This is a genomic window from Parasphingorhabdus sp., from assembly GCF_048267785.1.
Classification (GTDB): Bacteria; Pseudomonadota; Alphaproteobacteria; order Sphingomonadales; family Sphingomonadaceae; genus Parasphingorhabdus.
On sequence record NZ_JBLWWU010000008.1, the window covers coordinates 1 to 18,059 of the forward strand.

Consider the following 18,059-nt stretch of genomic DNA (forward strand, 5'->3'; position numbering starts at 1 on the left):
CGGGTTGCCTGATCGCTAGATCAGATTTGCCCCCCGAACGGATTTTTCCGACCCCTGTGCTGAACCATGAGACATCGGACCACCTCCTTTCGCTTGTGAATAAAACACGAACTGTTGCATTGAAATTCTCTCCGCTGTTCGACGATTCAAATGTGAATCAAATCGGACCTGCGATCAAGTCTTGAATTTTTTTATTTTGCTGTCACAATCGCGCGTTCCGACCTGAGATCAAGCGGTTCAGGCGCGGCAGTCTTCCACCACACGACTGAATTCTGGCGAGACCGGTATAGCGAGCGATTGCAGGCCGCTTGTTTCGACGGCAAAGCGGCCGCGGCTATAAGCGATGCGGTCCATCATCAGGTCGCCCGCTGATACCGAAATCGCGGCATATTGTGGTGTTCCACCGCTATTGCTGGCGGGATAGGATTGCAGACCCGCACTGGCACGCAATCGCATGGTGGCTTTGCCACTGACCGAGCCAGAGCGGGACAGGATTAATTGCCGGCGCGATTTGTCGCAACGGATGATGAAAGTCGCATCTTCCCCGGATGGACCAAACAGAGCGAGCGAACCCCGGCTGTCTTGCCGATACACCCATCCGCCCGGGGTGATGGGCCAGTCGATCCATTCGCCCTGCGGTTGCGCCGGCGGCGGAGGCGCGGTCGCAACGGGTTTTACCGGTTGCGGAGCGGGAGCCGGTTCTGGCGGCGCGGGCGAGCAAGACGCAAGCGCAAGCAAGAGCAGCGGAATGGACAGCGGTACAGGAATGATTCTCATGGTAAAGGAATATGGCCAAAAGCACGGCGCTAGGCTAGTCCTGATTTGCAATGACCCAGTCTCAATCCAAAGTCGCGAAACAACGCGTTGACCAGATACTCGCGGATCGCGGTCTCGCTGAAAGTCGTGCCAAAGCGCAAGCCTATATCATGGCCGGTCTGGTGACCGTGGCGGGCAAGAAAATCGACAAGCCGGGGCACAAGATAGCGAGCGATGCAGCGATTGAACTGAAGGGAAAGGATCATCCCTGGGTATCGCGCGGCGGCATCAAGCTGGAGCACGGGCTGCGTCATTTTGATATTGATGTCACCGCTCTGACCGCCATGGATGTCGGTAGTAGCACCGGGGGCTTTACCGATGTTCTGCTTACCCAAGGTGCTGAAAAAGTCTACGCCGTGGACAGCGGTACCAATCAACTTGCCTGGAAGCTGCGGCAGGATGACCGGGTCATTGTGCACGAGCAAACCAGCGCCCGTATTCTCACCGGTCAGCATATCCCGGAAAAAGTCGATATCATCGTCTGCGATGCAAGTTTTATTTCGCTGGTCAAAGTGCTGGAACGGCCGCTCGAATTTGCCAAGAAAGGAGCGACCCTGATTGCGCTGATAAAGCCGCAATTTGAGGCTGAAAGACATGAAGTCGGCAAAGGCGGGGTTGTTCGGGATGAGGCGGTTCGGCAGGAAGCTTGTGAAAAAGTAAGGGCCTGGCTGGTTGCATCGGGTTGGGATATTCTGGGTATTACGGAAAGCCCGATCACCGGTCCCAAGGGCAATGTGGAGTTTCTCATCGGGGCTATAAAATAGCTGAAGGGGCGGATGCAGCGGGGTCGCGAATATCGCGCGGCTTGTTATTGGTGATGCTACTCCCTAGCTGATAGACTATGACCAATACAACCGAACCCGCGTTATTGCCGACAGTCCCGCATATCGGGGCCGCTTTCCAACGTTTGATCACAGATAGCTCTGACTGGCTGACCAACCATTATGTGGAACTTATCATTGCCCTTGGCATCGGAACCGGGATTTTCTTTCTGCTCGGTGCCGTCAAACGCTTTGCTGCCCGCTATGTCCGCAACAATGACGGCCTGACCGGATATCGTACCATCATCGTCAAGGCGATCGCCCGCACCAGCAAGATATTCATGCTGATGGTCTCCGCCCAGCTCGTAGTCAGCTTTGCCAACGCGCCCTCCAGCGTCGACCGCATCGTGCAGGTACTGTTCACCATCGCTGCCGTGGTCCAGGCGGCCATCTGGCTCCGCGAGATCATCCTGGGGCTGATCATCCGCCGAACGTCGCAGGATCCCGATCAGCACGAAACGCTACACAGCGCGATGACCCTGATCCGCATATTGGTCACCTTTGTGCTGTTCGCCATCGCGACCATCATGATTCTCGACAATCTCGGGATCAATGTCACGGGCCTGATTGCCGGTCTCGGCGTCGGCGGCATCGCCATCGGCCTCGCGGCGCAGGGGATTTTTTCCGATCTCTTTGCCGCGCTGTCGATCATCTTCGACAAGCCCTTCCGGGCCGGTGATACAATCACCTATGGCACAACCACGGGGACGATCGAGAAAATCGGCCTGAAAAGCACACGCCTGCGCTCGATCATGGGGGAAGAGGTGATCATCTCGAACACCAATCTTCTCGATATGGAAATAACCAATCTGACTCGTCTGGCGCGGCGGCGGACACGATATGGCATAGGTGTGATCTATCAGACAAAACCGGATGACGCGCGTCGGATACCCGCTCTGCTAAAGGAAATAGTTGAATCTCATGGCGCGAACTTCATCCGTTCGGGCTTTATCGGATTTGGAGACAGTTCTATCGACTTCCAGCTCGATTTCGATATCATGAGCAGCGATTATGAAGTGGTTTTCGAGGGGCGACACCGGATCGGCCTTGCGATTTTGCAACGGTTTAACGAGGAAGGTCTCGAATTTGCCTATCCGACGCAAACGACTTTTACTGCGGCGCCCGACGGAGAGATGATCCTGCCTTATCCAGAGGGCGGCTTTCCGGTGACGGTCACCAACGACTAGCGTTCCGTAACGGCAGCGCCGGGCTGAAAAAATCCCTTGTTAATTGGCCGATTAACGGGGACAATGCGCTCAAAATTCGACTCCGATCTAAACTATAAAGGAATTGCAAAATGCGTGACGCAGTCATCGTCTCCACCGCCCGTACCCCCATCGGGCGCGCCTATAAGGGCGCTTTTAACACTACAACCGGGGCCACACTCGGCCATTATTCCGCAAAAGCGGCCGTCGAAAGAGCGGGCATCGATCCCGGCAAGATCGACGATGTCGTCTGGGGCAGCGCCTTGCAACAGGGATCGCAGGGCGGCAATCTGGCCCGTCAGGTTGCATTGCGCGCCGGCTTCCCGATCGAAGTCCCAGGCATGACGATAGATCGGCAATGTTCCTCTGGGCTCATGGCGATTGCTACCGCGTCCAAACAGGTGACGCTCGATATGATGGATATCGTTGTCGGCGGCGGACAGGATTCGATTTCGACCGTCCAGACACCGGAAATGCGTGTGCAACCGGACCGTGAACTGCTCAAGATGCATGAAGATATCTATATGCCGATGTTGCAGACGGCTGAAGTGGTCGGCGAGCGCTATGGCATCAGCCGCGAAGCCTGTGACGAATATGCCCTGCAGTCGCAGATGCGCACCGCGGCGGCTCAGGAAGCTGGCCGTTTTGACGCCGAAATCGTCGAAGTGACCACCACCATGGGCGTGCAGGACAAGGAAACCAAAGAGATTTCCCACGTTGAAGTCACGATCAACAAGGATGAAGGCAACCGTCCTTCGACAACGCTCGAAGGCTTGCAAAAGCTGCAGCCCGTCCTTGGACCTGACAAGATCGTAACCGCCGGCAACGCTTCGCAGCTTTCCGACGGTTCGGCAGCCAGCGTTGTGATGGAAGCCAAGGCAGCCGAGAAAGCCGGCCTCAACCCGCTCGGACGCTATGTCGGCATGGCGGTTGCCGGCACCAAGCCTGATGAAATGGGTATCGGTCCGGTTTTCGCGATACCCAAGCTGCTTGAACGCTTTAACGTCAAAATGGACGACATCGGGCTTTGGGAACTCAATGAAGCCTTTGCGGTTCAGGTCCTGTATTGCCAGCAGAAGCTCGGTATTCCCGATGAGCTTCTCAACGTCAATGGCGGTTCGATCTCGATCGGTCACCCTTATGGCATGACCGGTGCGCGTTGTACCGGCCACGCGCTGATCGAAGGCAAGCGTCGCGGCGCGAAATATGCCGTGGTCACCATGTGCATCGGCGGCGGCCAGGGCGCAGCCGGCCTGTTCGAGATTTTCTAGAAATCAATATTTTACGGGCCGGCGGGAAATCGCCGGCCCTTTTTTTATCAGGGAGAGACTATCATGGCAGCAGTAGGCGTCATCGCAACATTAACCGTGGCCGAAGGCAAGAATGCCGATTTTGAAGCCGCGTTTTCCGAGCTCATGGCAGCGGTTAGCGCCAATGAGCCGGGTAATGAATTCTACGCGGTGTTTCAGTGCAAGGACAATCCGCAGCAATATAAGGTGCTCGAACGCTATGTCGATCAGGCAGCACTGGATGCGCACGGCAAGTCGGATCATTTCCGGGCGAGCGGTCCGAAGCTGGCGCCCTGTATGGCGGCCGCTCCGGTGATTGAATATCTGGACGGAATCTAGCTCGGGCTTTCCGAGGGCGATATTCTGCCGAATTTAAATTGAAAGGCATCGACGCGGTCCTTTGCGAGCAGCAGGGGCCCGTCGAGGTCGACCCAGTTCGCGAGCTGCGCCAGAGCGAAGGCCGGTCGAATCCCCAGCGATGTCGAGAGCATGCAGCCGACCATGATTTTCATCCCCATGGCCTGCGCTGCATGGGCCATGGCTATCGCTTCGGTCAGACCGCCAGCCTTGTCGAGTTTGATGTTCACGACATCGTAAAAGGGCGCGAGACGTTCGACATCGGCGCTGGTGTGGCAGCTTTCGTCGGCGCAAAGCGGAACCGGTGACCGGACCCCGCTGAGCAGATGATCCTGCCCGGCGCTGACCGGCTGTTCGATCAGTTCGACAGAATATTGCGCGAGCTGTGCGGCTTCGGCGGCAATGTCGAGATCGTTCCAGCTTTCGTTGGCATCGACGATCAGGCGAGCATCGGGCGCGCCGCGGTGGACGGCAGCAACCCGTTCGCGGTCGTTCTGGCCCGATAATTTCAGTTTCAGAAGGTCGTGCCCATCCTTTGCCGCCCGGCGAGCCTGAGTTTCCATGACCTCCGGCTTGTCGAGGGAGATGGTGAAGGCGGTTGTCAACGGGACAGGCTCGGGCAAGTCGGCGAGTTGCCACAGGGGCCGTTTCTGTTGTCGACACGCAAGATCCCAGAGCGCGCAATCGAGGGCATTGCGAGCGGCTCCACGGGTCATATTCTGGAGCAGCACAGCATGGGTGAACTCGGGATAATCGGCTGCAAATCGGCTGATTTCTTCGGCACAGAGTTCGGCGCTTTCGCCGTCATAATAAATAGGTGTTGCTTCGGCGAGCCCCTTGTTGATGCCATCAGAAATCTCACATAGCACGACGTCAACATGGGTTTTGGCGCCTCGACTGATAATGAAGGAACCAGCGGCCGGCCATCGTTCGATGGTGACAGAAACAGACAGAGTCATATTCTGCTATTAATCCGTATCACCGAATACGTCACTCAGTTAGTGAATGGGCGACGTGGTGGCGGCAAAGCTGTCGGTTTTGTCGCACCGGTTCCTTGTTTGGCGATCGGTTGCCACGCGGCTTCCGCTGACCGGCGCTTCATATAGGTGTCGAGACCGATCTGCAGCGCAACCAGCATATAGATGAACGGCTGATAGGCTATGCCGACGAACAATGCGCCGACGAGGAAAATGATGTGGCCGTGCTGCAAGGCAATGGCGAGGGGAGCCACCCATTGTTCGCCCTGTTTTTCGGATTTCGCATATTTCCGTCGCAGCATTTCCATGCGCCATATGCCGCCGACATGAATGAGCAACCACAGGATCAGACCGGGATAGCCTTGTTCGCCCAGCATTTCGAAATAGCTGCTGTGGAATGCGCGCGATTCATCTTCGATAAGCCGGGCGTCGACATCGTCGGGATCAATGCCCCATTGCTCATATTGCTCGACATCCACTTCCGACAATTCATAGGTCAGCTTGTTGATCCGGTAGACATCAAAGCCCCCTCCGAACGGGTGCTGGTTTGCATATTCAATCGTCCACCGCCAGACCGCGAGCCGGGTCGACGCAGACTGGTCTGCTTCATAATTTTCGATCGTCGCCATTCGCTCGGTGAAACTTTGCGGCAAAAATGGAATGGCAAGAAGGCCGAGTGCCATTGCCAGCCCCCCGTAGATCAAGCGGTGGCGGGCGAAGCGCAATTGCAGCACTGCCAAAACTCCAATGCATACCAGACCGGTGCGCGCCTGTGTGCCAATGGGGATCAGCAGAGCGGCGAAGACCAGGCAATAAGCGAATATCTTCACTCGCCAGTCTGGCGGGAAAATGGTCCCATAATTGGCGAGCCAGAGGATCAGCGGTATGATGCAGATGGCGACGGTCGAGATGATCGATCCTTCATAGAGGCCGCTATTATTGTCGACCAGCAGCACCAGAACGCCATAGCCGCCGCCGGAAGCGAGTGTCTTGATCCCGCCGGTGATGATCAGGGTGCCGGCGCACAACACCATGAACAGGGCCAGCGCTTCGAGCCGCAGTTTGGTTTTAAGCGTGAGCGGCAGGAATATTGCGAACACCAGCGCTTTCCATACCCAGTCCCATTTTTCCAGCGCCGCATCGGGGACTTCCGCCTGAACTGTCGTATATCCGCAATAGATGAGCAACAGGATCATCATCCCCTGACGGACGGAAAAGCGGCTGTCCTGCTTGTTATCGGCAAGCATGTAGCCCAGAAAGGCAAGAGCAAAGACGATCAGTGACAGGGGAACCGAGTTGAGCATGAAATAGCTCAAACGCTGCGGTGCCACGATATCCACATAGGCGTAGACCAGAGTGAACAGAAAAGGCCGTTTAAAGGCGATGAACAACAAAGCCACAAGATATCCGACGAAGACGAGATCACGCATCGGGGCGTGATCCGCTGCTGGCCGGTCGTTTCACAAAACCCGCTGGTTCCTTGTCGCGTTCCGGCGGGTCTTCGACATCAAGATCGTCGCGATGGATCAGCCGCCATGCTGCGATCAGCAGCAAGCCATGCGTCACAGCGATAGAAAAATTGTCTATCATCTACCCAATTCATCCCGGCACGAGCGGCAAAAACACGCTCTTCTGATATCGCGCGATACAGGCATTGGGTTGACGGGACGTTAATCCTTTTTTGGCAAGGCGTTGGGCCATGACGCGTATTCTTCATATTCTTGATCACAGCCTCCCGTTGCACAGCGGTTATTGTTTCCGCACACGCGCTATCATGAAGGCGCAAATTGCTGCCGGTCTGACCGTCGCCGGAATCACCGGCGTGCGCCAGAACCAGCACGGCTATATCGCAAAGCAGCCACTGGAAGAGGCCGATGGTCTCCAGTTCTTCCGTACCCTGGCTCAGGTGCATGGACCATCACCGGTGCGCGAATGGCGGGAAGTGGCGGCGCTGGCAGAGCGGATCGATCAAGTCATCCGCGACTGGCAGCCGGATATATTGCACGCCCATTCGCCCGCCCTCAACGGATTGGCCGCCTTGCGCGCCGCTGAAAAGTCAGGATTGCCGCTGGTCTACGAAATTCGAGCTTTCTGGGAAGATGCTGCGGTCGGCAATGGCACGGGCAAGGAAAATAGCCCCCGTTACTGGTTGACTCGGCAATTGGAAAATCACGTCATTAACGGAGCGGATGCGGTCGCCGTGATCTGCAACGGGTTGCGGACCGATCTGGTCGGACGTGGGGTGAAGCCTGAGAAGATAACCATTTCGCCCAACGGCGTCGATCTTGAGCTGTTTGGTAAGCCGCCGGCGCGTGACGAAAAATTTCTGGCCGAATTGGGTCTGACCGGGAAGGCCATATTGGGATTCATCGGCAGCTTTTACGATTATGAGGGACTCGACGATCTGATCGCAGCCCTGCCGATGCTGCAGCGCGTCCATCGGGATGTGCATCTGCTGCTCGTCGGCGGCGGTCCGATGGAGGATCCGCTGAAGGTGCAGGTTGATCGACTGGGGATCGGTTCTGCCGTGACCTTTACCGGGCGTGTAGAACATGCCGAAGTGGAGCGCTTTTATGGTCTGATGGACATAATGGTCTACCCGCGCAAGGCGATGCGGCTCACCGATCTGGTGACTCCGCTCAAACCGCTCGAAGCGATGGCGCAGGGTCGGGTGGTGGCAGCATCGGATGTCGGCGGTCACCGGGAGCTGATCGAAGATGGTGTTACGGGCACGCTTTTCCCCGCTGGTGATCCCGAAAAAATCGCGAAAAAACTGGCCAGTTTGCTGGATAACAGCGAGTCCTGGCCTCAAACCATTGAAATGGCGCGCAAATTTGTTGAGGCAGATCGTAACTGGTCGTCAAACATTTTGCGTTACACTCCTGTTTACCAAAGGTTGATTGCGCGCAAATCCTACGTGCGCGCAGCCTGAGATTGTGGAGAATGATGTGGACCAGACAGAGCAGGATATGGCTCGGTTTAAACAGCCCGCGATGGCCGTTGCGGGAGGGGTTGCGGCGGCGCTCGTGGTTGCAACCTTGCCGCACGTCTATCTCGAAAACATCGTTGGTGCGGTCGGACTATCGGAAATTATACCCGCCGCTGCGCCCCCTTTGGGCAATACTGCGCGAGGCTTGATTGCCTTGCTGACCGGGATGGTTTCCACTTCGGCACTCTATCTATTCTTGAACCATAAACCAAAATTTCCTCGAGGAGGCTCCAATATGAGCTTGGCAATTCGCAAAAACCTGACGACGGACGCAATCGATGACGTAGGGAAAGGCAAATCGCGCTTTGCCGCATCGAAACTGAACCTGTCGGTGAAATCACTGACAAAGTTTTTGAAGAAGCCGAAAAAATCTGCCGGACAGGTGACTGAACTGAAAGATCTGCCAGATATCAAGCCTTCGGACCGTCATCCGGATGCTCCCGCTCGTCAACCGATCTTTGCGTCCTCCGATTTGGGCGCTCCGCTTGCCGAGACAATCAGGCGGTTCGACGAGCCGGAGGTTGAGCACGATCTTGCAGAGCCTGTAGATGAAACGGCACAGCTCGACGAGGCACCTGCTGCATCCAAGGCCGACAAGATACTGCATTCGCCGACGGAAGAGGAAAAAGCACCGGTTCGAACCGAAGCCATTGCTCGACAAGAGAGTGGCGATACTTCGAGCGAGGATCTGGCAGGCTTGTCACTTGCTCAGCTTGCGGACCGTCTGGAAGCCGGTATCCGTCGACTGGAAGCACTGGAAGTCTCGAGCGAACGCGAAAAGATGGAGCCGCCCGCAAGTGTCCAGCCGCTGCCGACAGTCGAAAACACTGTTCCCCTCACCGAAGTTCCCGAACCGGTTGCGCCGACCGACATACCCCCGTTGCGGTCAGTTGATTCGGTTGAAATTGATGCTCAAAATGATCGCCAGGCGGATATGGATCTCGCGTTGAAGGCTGCGCTTGGTACGTTGGAGAGGATGACAGTCCAGCGTTGATCGCTAGTCGCTTACGGAATCTTCTACCGGATCGATAATCAGGAGGGCTTCGACGAGAAACTGCGTTTCAGATCGTTCGGTGACCAACATATCTGCGACAAAATAGCCGGGGATGGCAAATTCATGTTCCGCTATTGTCTTTGCAATATTGTCCCTTTGATCCGGGCTCGGCGCGTTCGGCCAATTCACTGCAAAACTATGTCGCGTTCCGGTGAAGGTGATGCTCGCCCACGGACGTTCGCGTTGTATCGTGACGTGAGGCTGATCTCCGGCTAGCGCTTCTAACTGCCTCGCAAGCAGGGAGCCGGGGTCCCGCCTGCAGACTTTTAGACGTTCTGGGTCAACCGGCATGGTCCGCCCTCCACATGTTCATGAAATGTTCTGCCTTGTTCGACACGGCCTCGCCGGGTTGGCGTCCGTTGCGCAGGTCCGCAACGAATCGCGGGTCGCGAACAGAGAGGCGGCCGAATTTGGTCCACGGCATGTCGGTTTCGTTCAGAAATATCTCAATTTTCCGTAACAATGGCACTGGCAATCTCCTTCTCGCCGCCCGTCGTGCGAAATGCCGACTCGATTAATAGGGAAATTCCTATCTGAAATGTGATTTCCTACATGTCTAGGAAAAATCCTATTGCCAGTTTCGGCCAACGGGGCTATGACGCTGATATTGTGACCGATGATCCGCGCACCAATCTGGAACAACTGATCCGTGAAAACGGACATGATTTTGCTGCGATCTCGAAAATGCTCGGCAAAAATGCTGCCTATATCCAGCAATATATTCGTCGTGGTTCACCGAGAAAGCTGGATGAGGAAGACCGGCGGAGGCTGGCGGAATTTTATGGCGTGGAGGAGCATTTTCTCGGTGCGCCTGCGGTTCGCGAATCCCGTCGGTCCGGCCCCGCCAGATCTGATGGCCTGCTCCGGATCAAGCAATTGCAGGTTGGTGCTTCGGCCGGTCCGGGATCGCTGGCGGATGACGAATATGCTGAATCCATGGGCTTTGGCCCGAAATGGCTGAGGCGGCTTGGCATAGATCCCGCCAATCTTTCGCTGATTGCGGTTGATGGCGATTCGATGAATCCGACCCTGGGCGACGGCGATGACATCATGGTCGACCACAGCGCTGCTTCCCGGCCCTTGCGCGACGGTATATATGTGCTGCGCATGGATGATGTGCTGCTGGTCAAGCGCGTCGCCATGGGCCCCTCGGGAAAACTGTCGATCCGCAGCGACAATCCGCAATACCCCGACTGGGACGATGTCAGCCCGGAAAGCGTGAATATTATCGGTAAAGTGGTCTGGACCGGACGGCGGCTATAGCGCCTCTCCATTTTGGGGCCTTGCAAGTTGGGCAGCGCGCCGCCAAATAGCCAGACATGACAGATGCACCCCTCAAGGCCGTGATCATTCCGGTCACGCCGCTCCAGCAAAATTGCACGCTCCTTTGGTGCACCAAGACCAACAAGGCGGCGCTCAGCGACCCCGGTGGCGATCTGAACCGGTTGAAGGCAGCGGTAGAGGAGCATGGCGTGGATCTGGAGAAGATCATCATTACCCACGGACATCTCGATCATTGTGGGCAGGCGGGAATGCTGGCGGAAGAACTGGGTATTCCGATCGAGGGGCCGCATGAGGATGATCGTTTCTGGATTGAGCAACTGGAAGGTGACGGCGCCAAATATGGCATGCAGGCAAAAAGCTTTGAGCCGAACCGCTGGCTCAAGGATGGTGACCAAGTCACGGTCGGTGATCTCGTGCTCGATGTCATCCACTGCCCCGGTCACACACCGGGCCATGTGATTTTCTACCATCAGCCGTCAAAACTGGCGGTGGTCGGCGATGTCATATTCCAGGGGTCGATCGGCCGCACCGATTTCCCGCGCGGCAATCATCAGGATTTGATCAACGCGATCACCCAAAAGCTCTGGCCTCTGGGTGATGACGTGACCTTCATTCCCGGTCACGGTCCGACCAGTCAATTCGGCTATGAGCGCAAGACCAACGCTTTTGTCGCGGATGATGTGCTGGCTGCGCGTTAGCCGAATTCAGGCAAGATAGGGAATGGTGATCGCGTAGACGCCAAGGCCGAGCAGAACTAGCATCGTCACCAATGTGCCAATCATCCGGCCTTTGCCGAATTTTCCGTCGTCCATGCCCACTCCATGCGCGACACGACCGAGCAGATAGAGTCCGCCAACAATCCAGAGCCAAGTCGGTGATGTGGGGCTGGCCAGTTCAATTGCGCCAACGAGAAGCAATACAAATGGTGCGCTTTCTATATAATTGCTGTGTGCGCGCATGCGTCGGATGACGTTCTCATTGCCACCGTCGCCAATGCTGACCTTCTCGCTGCTTCTGACTTGTCCCACGCGGACCATGAGCCAGATATTTATCAGCGCCGCCGCACCTGCTACGGTTAATGTTATCGGTAAAATCATCTTGTGTCCCAAATATGTGTAATTTAAAGCCCGTCTATAGAAGCAGAATGCTTGCAACGCACAGGAATTTCATTATACGCGCCAATTCGCGTGCAATCTGCTGAACCCCAACCAGGTGATTCTCCAAAAATACGGAGACTGGATTGTTTGGCTTGGATGCAGGCATTTGATTTTAAATTTAAAGAACAGGCTTAGCAATGGCTGTACCAAAAAGAAAAACTACACCGTCGAAGCGCGGTATGCGCCGGTCTCATGATGCTTTGAAAGTCGAAGCTTATCAGGAATGCCCGAATTGCGGTGAATTGAAGCGCCCGCACCATATGTGCGGTGCATGCGGCCATTATAATGGCCGTGAAGTCTTGGCCGCTGATCTTTAATCAGCTAGTCTCTCGGCTTCTGACGCGCAATCAAGGGGAATAACTGGTGGGAATGAGGCCGCGAATCGCGATTGATGCGATGGGCGGAGATGAAGGCCCGCGCGTCATGGTTGCAGGCGCTGCACTCGCGCGGCACCGTCATGCCGGTTTCCAGTTCCTTTTCGTCGGTGATGAAGCGCAGATCAGGGAAGCACTCAAGGATCACCCCAATCTCAGCGCGGCATCCGATATCCTGCACGCGCCGGATGTCGTGTCCGGCGACGACAAGCCGGGGCAGGCGCTCCGCAATTCCAAAACAACATCCATGGGCATGGCCGTCAATGCCGTGAAGACAGGTGAGGTGAGCGCTGCGGTCAGTGCTGGCAATACCGGCGCTCTCATGGCCATCGCCAAGCTGGCGCTGCGTACGATGCCAGGCATTGATCGCCCCGCATTATCGGCGCTGCTGCCGACGATGAAAGAGACCGATGTTGTCATGCTCGATCTCGGTGCCAATACCGAATGCAACAGCCGGAATCTGGTGCAGTTTGCGGTGATGGGTGCCGCCTATAGCCGGATCATGCACGGTTTTGATTGTCCCAAGGTGAAGTTGCTGAATATCGGTACCGAAGAAGCAAAGGGGACGGGTACGATACAGGAAGCCGCTGCTACGCTGAAAGGCGCCGCTGACCTGCATATGAAATTTCTCGGATTTACCGAGGCTGACAAGATTTCCACCGGCGAGGTCGACGTGATCGTGACCGACGGCTTTTCCGGCAATGTGGCGCTCAAGGCGCTCGAAGGAACCGCGCGCTTTGTCACTGACTTGCTGAAACAAAGTTTTCTAAGTAGCCTCCGTTCGAAAATCGGGTTCCTGATATCCCGACCGGCGACCGAGATGCTGCGTGACCACCTCGATCCCAACAATCATAACGGGGCGGTATTTCTTGGTCTGAACGGCGTGGTCGTAAAAAGCCACGGCAGTGCAGATGCAAAAGGCGTGGCCAATGCGGTCGAAGTTGCCGCTCGTCTGGTGGAGGACAGTATTTTGGAACGGATTAGCGAAGATTTGACAAAAATCAGCGAAGCAGCCCCGGTGACAGAGGTGACGAAATGAGCGTTGCCGCCAGACGTTCCGTCATCAAGGGAACAGGTTCCGCTTTGCCGCGAACCCGTGTCTCCAACGCCGAATTGGCGCAGCGGGTGGACACCACTGATGAATGGATTGTCGAGCGCACCGGCATCCGGTTCCGCTATATAGCCGAGGACGACGAGACAACGTCCAGTCTGGCTATAGAAGCGGCTGAAAAGGCCGTACAGGCTGCAGGCTTGAACGGCACTGATATCGACCTGATTATCGTCGCGACAGCAACGCCTGACCAGACATTCCCTGCCACAGCTACGATTGTTCAGGATGCGCTCGGTTGCAACGGCTGTGTTGCTTTTGATGTTGCTGCGGTCTGCTCGGGTTTCCTCTACGCGCTTTCGGTGGCAGACAGCATGATCCGGGTTGGCAGCGCACAGAATGCGCTGGTGATCGGCGCCGAGACGTTCAGCCGTATCCTGGATTGGGAAGATCGCGGAACCTGTGTCCTCTTTGGTGACGGTGCCGGTGCGATCGTGCTCGCGGGCGAGCATGGTGAACGCGGCGTTCTGGCTACACGTTTGCATGCCGATGGCGCGCATAATCAGCTATTATATGTTGATGGTGGACCCGGTACGACCGGAACGGTCGGCAAATTGCGTATGAAAGGCCGCGAGGTTTTTCGTCATGCCGTGGTCAATCTGACTTCAGTTTTGAATGAAGTGCTCGATGAAGCAGGCGAATTGATCGACAATGTCGACTGGGTGGTTCCGCATCAGGCCAATGCCCGGATATTGGACGCCACCGCGAAAAAGCTGAATCTCGCTCCGGAGAAAGTAATCAAGACCGTCGATATGCATGCCAATACTTCGGCAGCATCGGTTCCGCTGGCTCTCGATACCGCTGTGCGGGACGGTCGAATCAGGGCGGGAGACTTGCTCGTTCTGGAAGCTATGGGCGGCGGATTTACTTGGGGGGCATCGGTCATTCGTTACTGAACATTTTCTTCGCTTTATAAATTGATCTCGATTTTACATCTTCGTCGCTAATTTTACATTTTTATCGAAAGTCAGTTGAGCCAATTGCCTTCCCGACCCTAGCTTGGCAGCATGGACTATCCGATATCCACAAGTTTGACGATTTCCGCCCAATTTTTATATCGCGCCTATCTCGGGTGCCACGCGCTTCAGGCGCGTAAGCCGCAGTTGTTGAACGCTCTGCAATGTTCCGAAGCACAATTGCGAGATCCTGCCTTTCAATTGCAGATTGAATCGATTGCATGTCTCTGTGCAGCGGCGCGCGATGAACTCAACCGGGCGGACGTCCATTCGGCAATCGGTGAAAAAATGGTGCCGCACGGGTTTTCGGACCATGGCTTTTCAGCCTTTTTCCAGCCCAGTTTTGGCGAAGCCCTGATTCAGCTGGTAACGGAGCAGCGATTGGGCGGTGAACAGCCTATCGTCAAACTCATGCGACTCTCTTCTGGTGACCGGCTTGTTTGGAACGATGACAGGGTGGCCGCGCCCGATCTGGTGCATATCGTCTTTGCGCTAATTTACTATTGCGGGGAATCGCTGGCAGAGGGACGTTTCCATACCGTCAAATCCGCCCATTTCGGACATCCTCGGCCCGAAGGATTCAGGGGGTTTCCCCACGGCAATATGAAAGACGAAGCGCTCCCTTGCCATTTCAATCGGTCGTCTACCTATCTTGAATATCATCCATCGGCGATGACCAAGCCGGTACCGCGCAACAATCCAGCGATAGTTTCTGCTATCGAGCGTCAAAAGGCAGTTTTTGCGCGGAGCAGATTCGAACAGGCGAATCTTGCGAAACTGACTTATGAATATCTCTTCTATCTCCTCGACAAAGCTGGCCTCAGTCTCGATGCCGCGGCTGTGACATTTGGCATGGCAGAGCGGACATTGCGGCGCAAATTGGTGGCAGAAGGCATATCCTATCGGCAGTTGCTGGAGCAGGTGCGGAGAGATACCTGTCATCTCTATTTTCTGGAGGGGACGCGAAACCTCTCCGAAATAGCCGCAAAGCTGGGCTATAGCGAATTGAGCGCGTTTACCCGCGCCTATACAAGCTGGTATGGCCACCCACCGAGTCAGGACAGCGGGGCCTCGCCGGCGCTTGCCGCCTGATCAATCAATATACCGTGAAATGGTGGGCGTAGAGAGAGTTGAACTCCCGACCCCTTCGATGTCAACGAAGTGCTCTACCACTGAGCTATACGCCCACGCTGGAGGCCGTCTAGCCAGCCGTTTCGGCTGGCGCAAGGCTTAATTCAGGTCGCTGATACTGTCTGGCTCAAACAGCCGGTTTACCTCGAGAACCAGATCGCGCAAATGAAAGGGTTTCGACAATATTTTGGCTTTCGGAACCGACTGCCCGGCGCGTAATGTAACGCCGGAAAAACCGGTGATAAACATGACCTGGGTTTCCGGACAAACCGAAGCACAATGCTGTGCCAGTTCGATTCCGTCCATTTCCGGCATCACTATGTCCGTCAAAAGCAGGTCAAATTTTTCCGATTCCAGCAACGGGACCGCTGCAGTTCCCCGATCCACCGCGACAACTTCATAGTTGGCTTTCTCCAGAGCCCGTGTAAGATGCTCGCGCATCGCTTGTTCATCTTCCGCGAGGAGAATCCTGATCATTTTATCGCGCCTTTCCGAATATGCCTGACTACAGGCAGATTATTATGCCGAGGCCAGGATATAAGTGCAAATCGGTTAATTTTTTTCCGAAAAAGGCATTTTTTTCAATGTTCCGCACTGGATTTTTGTGGAGAGAACATGACTAGCACCAGTTCCAGAAAAAATTTACCGACAATGCCCCCTTTTTCCTTGTCCAACACAGAGGTATTGAAATTTCCAATATTGGTTAGCGTGCCGCACGCGGGTCGAGAATATCCGGTCGAGCTTCTGGATAATCTGAATGTGCCAGCATCTCATTTGCTGCGATTGGAAGACCGCTATGCGGACCGGTTGGCGGCATCGGTGATTGCTTCCGGATTCCCCGTGATCATTGCGCGAAAGCCGCGGGCGTGGGTAGATCTCAATCGTAGCCGCACCGAAATTGATCCTGATATGGTTGTCGGTATGGACCCGACCCAGACGCCCCGGATCAGCAGAAAAGTCAGGGGCGGACTGGGTATTTTACCGCGCCGACTGCATGGCGCTGGCGATCTTTGGCGGGAAAAATGGCAGCATCAGCATGTTATGGATCGTATTGAGAAAGATCACGAACCTTATCATGCGATGGTCGAGCATATTCTCGGTCAGATACGGTCCGCTTTTGGATGCGCGCTTCTCCTGGATTTGCACAGCATGCCATCGGTATGTGACGAAAAGCGCCGCAAAATCGGATTTGTAATCGGCGACCGTTTCGGCCGCAGCTGCGAATCACGCTATGCCGCGTTGGTAGCTGACCATTTTCAGGGGGAGGGCTATCATGTTCGGACGAATCACCCCTATTCCGGTGGCTATATGCTGGAGCGACACGCCAGGCCCGAACGCAATGTTCATGGACTGCAGCTCGAAGTCGATCGCTCCCTCTATCTCGATGAAAGCCAACGTGAGTTAGTCGCTGCCGCGGACGATATTACCACTTTGATTCGCGAGTGCTGCATGATGCTCGCGGAACAACTTTCCGGTCGCCATCAGCTCGAAGCAGCAGAATGAAAAAATTCCAATAAAAAACCACCTCGCCAGTTAGGCGAGGTGGCCAAGGTTCAGGGAGGTGGTATTTCAGAGAAACACCTGCATAGATCCGATCGGGGGATGCGGACCCATACAAAACATGATGTGGGCGCATATGAGACGAGTTTCAAGTCCCTATCATCGGATTATTAGTCATTTTCTGTTATCCCGGTTCCACTGAACCCGGAGATGTTGGTATCCGCGCCGGAATCAGAGCTGTACAGACGGCGCTTCGGTCACTTGCGGCATTTTACCCGCACTAACCTGTCTCGCGAAAACTTCACGCATCAGTTGTAGCGAGAAGAGATGAGCATAGATTAATGGCAACATGCCATTCTGGTTGATCTTGCGCAGTTCATCGCCGCGCATATCACGTAGTTTCTCTTCATTGACCATTTTGAATCCGCGATACACGAAGGGCTTTTCCACGCCAGTTTGCTGGATGGAAACTTCGCCATCCATCAACAGGTCCATCTTCTCGAGCTCCTGGACGAACTGCCCGGTCCGTTGGCCTGCCTGTTCAAACTGTTCGCAAAAATTCAGGATATTTTTGGTAGTTTCGCTGGGCTGATCCTTGTCGAACAAAGGGTCGCCTTCTTTAAAATCACCGATGGCATCGGTTGTCGGGTCGAAACAGAGTGAAAGTTCTTCAGCATCCGGACGCAATTTCGCGAGCATGAAGGGATAGCGGCGAACATAGGCGGGGACATAAGCCGGTTCGCTGAAACGACCCTCGTCATCCATGAAGGTGTTGACGCCTTCATTCAGGCCCATGAGAATCAGTGGAACGCTAGTTTCGCCAACCGAGAATACGATGGGATAATTGCGCGCAGCATTGGCAAATTCATCGGAAGTGATCGGAATGGCGTGTTGCGACTGCATGAAAGACGCATTGTCGAGTCCTTTGACTTTCCATTTTCCATGCTCCTTGGAATTGAGCGGGACCAGATCCTTGTAGAACATTGGTAGTGCTTGCGCTTCGGGCGTGGTCGCCATAGTCAGATTCTCCGAAAAATTACT

Annotated in this window: 23 protein-coding genes and 1 tRNA gene; 14 read left to right on the forward strand and 10 right to left on the reverse strand. The window is 55.2% G+C overall.

Annotation, left to right across the window (positions count from 1 at the left end; all coding sequences use genetic code 11):
- Positions 1-185: hypothetical protein (locus tag ACN0VD_RS07965; RefSeq protein WP_417593409.1), on the forward strand; the 185-nt coding region annotated here is incomplete at its 5' end.
- Positions 186-237: 52 nt separating this feature from the next.
- On the opposite strand, the gene ACN0VD_RS07970 is transcribed toward ACN0VD_RS07965, so the two are convergent.
- The gene (locus ACN0VD_RS07970) at positions 238-777 is read right to left on the reverse strand and encodes a hypothetical protein (RefSeq protein WP_417593410.1); all 540 of its coding nucleotides are present in this window, start codon (positions 775-777) and stop codon (positions 238-240) included.
- 50 nt (positions 778-827) lie between these two features.
- Here ACN0VD_RS07970 and ACN0VD_RS07975 point away from each other — a divergent pair, with 50 nt between their 5' ends.
- From ACN0VD_RS07975 to ACN0VD_RS07990, 4 genes are all read left to right on the forward strand, one after another.
- Positions 828-1,580 carry a TlyA family RNA methyltransferase gene (locus ACN0VD_RS07975; protein WP_417593411.1) on the forward strand — a complete coding sequence of 251 codons (753 nt, stop codon included), beginning with the start codon at positions 828-830 and terminating at the stop codon, positions 1,578-1,580.
- Between the two features lie 77 nt (positions 1,581-1,657).
- Positions 1,658-2,824 (forward strand): mechanosensitive ion channel family protein, encoded by a 1,167-nt coding sequence (locus tag ACN0VD_RS07980; RefSeq protein ID WP_417593412.1) that lies wholly within the window; start codon positions 1,658-1,660, stop codon positions 2,822-2,824.
- A gap of 110 nt (positions 2,825-2,934) precedes the next feature.
- Positions 2,935-4,113 carry an acetyl-CoA C-acyltransferase gene (locus ACN0VD_RS07985; protein WP_417593413.1) on the forward strand — a complete coding sequence of 393 codons (1,179 nt, stop codon included), beginning with the start codon at positions 2,935-2,937 and terminating at the stop codon, positions 4,111-4,113.
- 63 nt (positions 4,114-4,176) lie between these two features.
- The gene (locus ACN0VD_RS07990; RefSeq protein WP_417593414.1) at positions 4,177-4,470 is read left to right on the forward strand and encodes a putative quinol monooxygenase; all 294 of its coding nucleotides are present in this window, start codon (positions 4,177-4,179) and stop codon (positions 4,468-4,470) included.
- On the opposite strand, the gene dgcA is transcribed toward ACN0VD_RS07990, so the two are convergent.
- The 3 genes from dgcA to ACN0VD_RS08005 are packed head-to-tail and all read right to left on the reverse strand — an operon-like array spanning position 4,467 to position 7,055.
- Positions 4,467-5,447 (reverse strand): N-acetyl-D-Glu racemase DgcA, encoded by a 981-nt coding sequence (gene dgcA / locus ACN0VD_RS07995; RefSeq protein ID WP_417593415.1) that lies wholly within the window; start codon positions 5,445-5,447, stop codon positions 4,467-4,469. The two genes, ACN0VD_RS07990 and dgcA, sit on opposite strands and share 4 nt — an antisense overlap.
- A gap of 35 nt (positions 5,448-5,482) precedes the next feature.
- A complete protein-coding gene (locus ACN0VD_RS08000) occupies positions 5,483-6,895 on the reverse strand; it encodes a putative O-glycosylation ligase, exosortase A system-associated (protein ID WP_417593416.1) in 1,413 nt (470 codons plus the stop codon).
- On the reverse strand, positions 6,888-7,055 hold the full coding sequence (locus tag ACN0VD_RS08005; RefSeq protein ID WP_417593417.1) for a hypothetical protein: 168 nt from the start codon (positions 7,053-7,055) through the stop codon (positions 6,888-6,890). Before ACN0VD_RS08005 ends, ACN0VD_RS08000 begins: the two co-directional genes overlap by 8 nt.
- A gap of 109 nt (positions 7,056-7,164) precedes the next feature.
- Here ACN0VD_RS08005 and ACN0VD_RS08010 point away from each other — a divergent pair, with 109 nt between their 5' ends.
- Together ACN0VD_RS08010 and ACN0VD_RS08015 are read left to right on the forward strand one after the other, a co-directional pair.
- The gene (locus ACN0VD_RS08010) at positions 7,165-8,397 is read left to right on the forward strand and encodes a TIGR04063 family PEP-CTERM/XrtA system glycosyltransferase (RefSeq protein WP_417593418.1); all 1,233 of its coding nucleotides are present in this window, start codon (positions 7,165-7,167) and stop codon (positions 8,395-8,397) included.
- 37 nt (positions 8,398-8,434) lie between these two features.
- On the forward strand, positions 8,435-9,448 hold the full coding sequence (locus ACN0VD_RS08015) for a hypothetical protein (RefSeq protein ID WP_417593419.1): 1,014 nt from the start codon (positions 8,435-8,437) through the stop codon (positions 9,446-9,448).
- Between the two features lie 3 nt (positions 9,449-9,451).
- On the opposite strand, the gene ACN0VD_RS08020 is transcribed toward ACN0VD_RS08015, so the two are convergent.
- Complete coding sequence (locus tag ACN0VD_RS08020; RefSeq protein WP_417593420.1) at positions 9,452-9,799, reverse strand: hypothetical protein; 348 nt, start codon at positions 9,797-9,799, stop codon at positions 9,452-9,454.
- Positions 9,789-9,977 (reverse strand): hypothetical protein, encoded by a 189-nt coding sequence (locus ACN0VD_RS08025; protein ID WP_417593575.1) that lies wholly within the window; start codon positions 9,975-9,977, stop codon positions 9,789-9,791. Before ACN0VD_RS08025 ends, ACN0VD_RS08020 begins: the two co-directional genes overlap by 11 nt.
- An 83-nt stretch (positions 9,978-10,060) precedes the next feature.
- On the opposite strand from ACN0VD_RS08025, the gene ACN0VD_RS08030 reads away from it, so the two are divergent.
- Complete coding sequence (locus ACN0VD_RS08030) at positions 10,061-10,771, forward strand: S24 family peptidase (RefSeq protein ID WP_417593421.1); 711 nt, start codon at positions 10,061-10,063, stop codon at positions 10,769-10,771.
- 56 nt (positions 10,772-10,827) lie between these two features.
- Positions 10,828-11,490 carry an MBL fold metallo-hydrolase gene (locus ACN0VD_RS08035; protein WP_417593422.1) on the forward strand — a complete coding sequence of 221 codons (663 nt, stop codon included), beginning with the start codon at positions 10,828-10,830 and terminating at the stop codon, positions 11,488-11,490.
- 6 nt (positions 11,491-11,496) lie between these two features.
- Here the strand turns inward: ACN0VD_RS08035 and ACN0VD_RS08040 are convergent, their stop codons facing one another.
- A complete protein-coding gene (locus ACN0VD_RS08040) occupies positions 11,497-11,889 on the reverse strand; it encodes an MAPEG family protein (RefSeq protein ID WP_417593423.1) in 393 nt (130 codons plus the stop codon).
- Between the two features lie 197 nt (positions 11,890-12,086).
- On the opposite strand from ACN0VD_RS08040, the gene rpmF reads away from it, so the two are divergent.
- The 4 genes from rpmF to ACN0VD_RS08060 all read left to right on the forward strand — a co-directional run bounded on the left by rpmF (position 12,087) and on the right by ACN0VD_RS08060 (position 15,479).
- Positions 12,087-12,266 (forward strand): 50S ribosomal protein L32, encoded by a 180-nt coding sequence (gene rpmF, locus ACN0VD_RS08045; RefSeq protein ID WP_176279738.1) that lies wholly within the window; start codon positions 12,087-12,089, stop codon positions 12,264-12,266.
- A gap of 52 nt (positions 12,267-12,318) precedes the next feature.
- On the forward strand, positions 12,319-13,362 hold the full coding sequence (plsX, locus tag ACN0VD_RS08050; protein ID WP_417593424.1) for a phosphate acyltransferase PlsX: 1,044 nt from the start codon (positions 12,319-12,321) through the stop codon (positions 13,360-13,362).
- Positions 13,359-14,327 carry a beta-ketoacyl-ACP synthase III gene (locus ACN0VD_RS08055; RefSeq protein ID WP_417593425.1) on the forward strand — a complete coding sequence of 323 codons (969 nt, stop codon included), beginning with the start codon at positions 13,359-13,361 and terminating at the stop codon, positions 14,325-14,327. Before plsX ends, ACN0VD_RS08055 begins: the two co-directional genes overlap by 4 nt.
- A 111-nt stretch (positions 14,328-14,438) precedes the next feature.
- Positions 14,439-15,479, forward strand: coding sequence for a helix-turn-helix transcriptional regulator (locus ACN0VD_RS08060; protein ID WP_417593426.1), 1,041 nt, complete (start codon positions 14,439-14,441; stop codon positions 15,477-15,479).
- Positions 15,480-15,499: 20 nt separating this feature from the next.
- Here ACN0VD_RS08060 and ACN0VD_RS08065 read toward each other — a convergent pair.
- Positions 15,500-15,574 (reverse strand) — tRNA-Val (locus tag ACN0VD_RS08065).
- Positions 15,575-15,617: 43 nt separating this feature from the next.
- A complete protein-coding gene (gene cpdR / locus ACN0VD_RS08070; RefSeq protein ID WP_417593427.1) occupies positions 15,618-15,995 on the reverse strand; it encodes a cell cycle two-component system response regulator CpdR in 378 nt (125 codons plus the stop codon).
- A gap of 174 nt (positions 15,996-16,169) precedes the next feature.
- Here cpdR and ACN0VD_RS08075 point away from each other — a divergent pair, with 174 nt between their 5' ends.
- Entirely contained in the window at positions 16,170-17,021 is an 852-nt protein-coding gene (locus ACN0VD_RS08075; RefSeq protein WP_417593567.1) for an N-formylglutamate amidohydrolase, read from the forward strand.
- 228 nt (positions 17,022-17,249) lie between these two features.
- On the opposite strand, the gene ACN0VD_RS08080 is transcribed toward ACN0VD_RS08075, so the two are convergent.
- On the reverse strand, positions 17,250-18,035 hold the full coding sequence (locus tag ACN0VD_RS08080) for a SapC family protein (protein WP_417593428.1): 786 nt from the start codon (positions 18,033-18,035) through the stop codon (positions 17,250-17,252).
- Positions 18,036-18,059 lie beyond the last annotated feature (24 nt).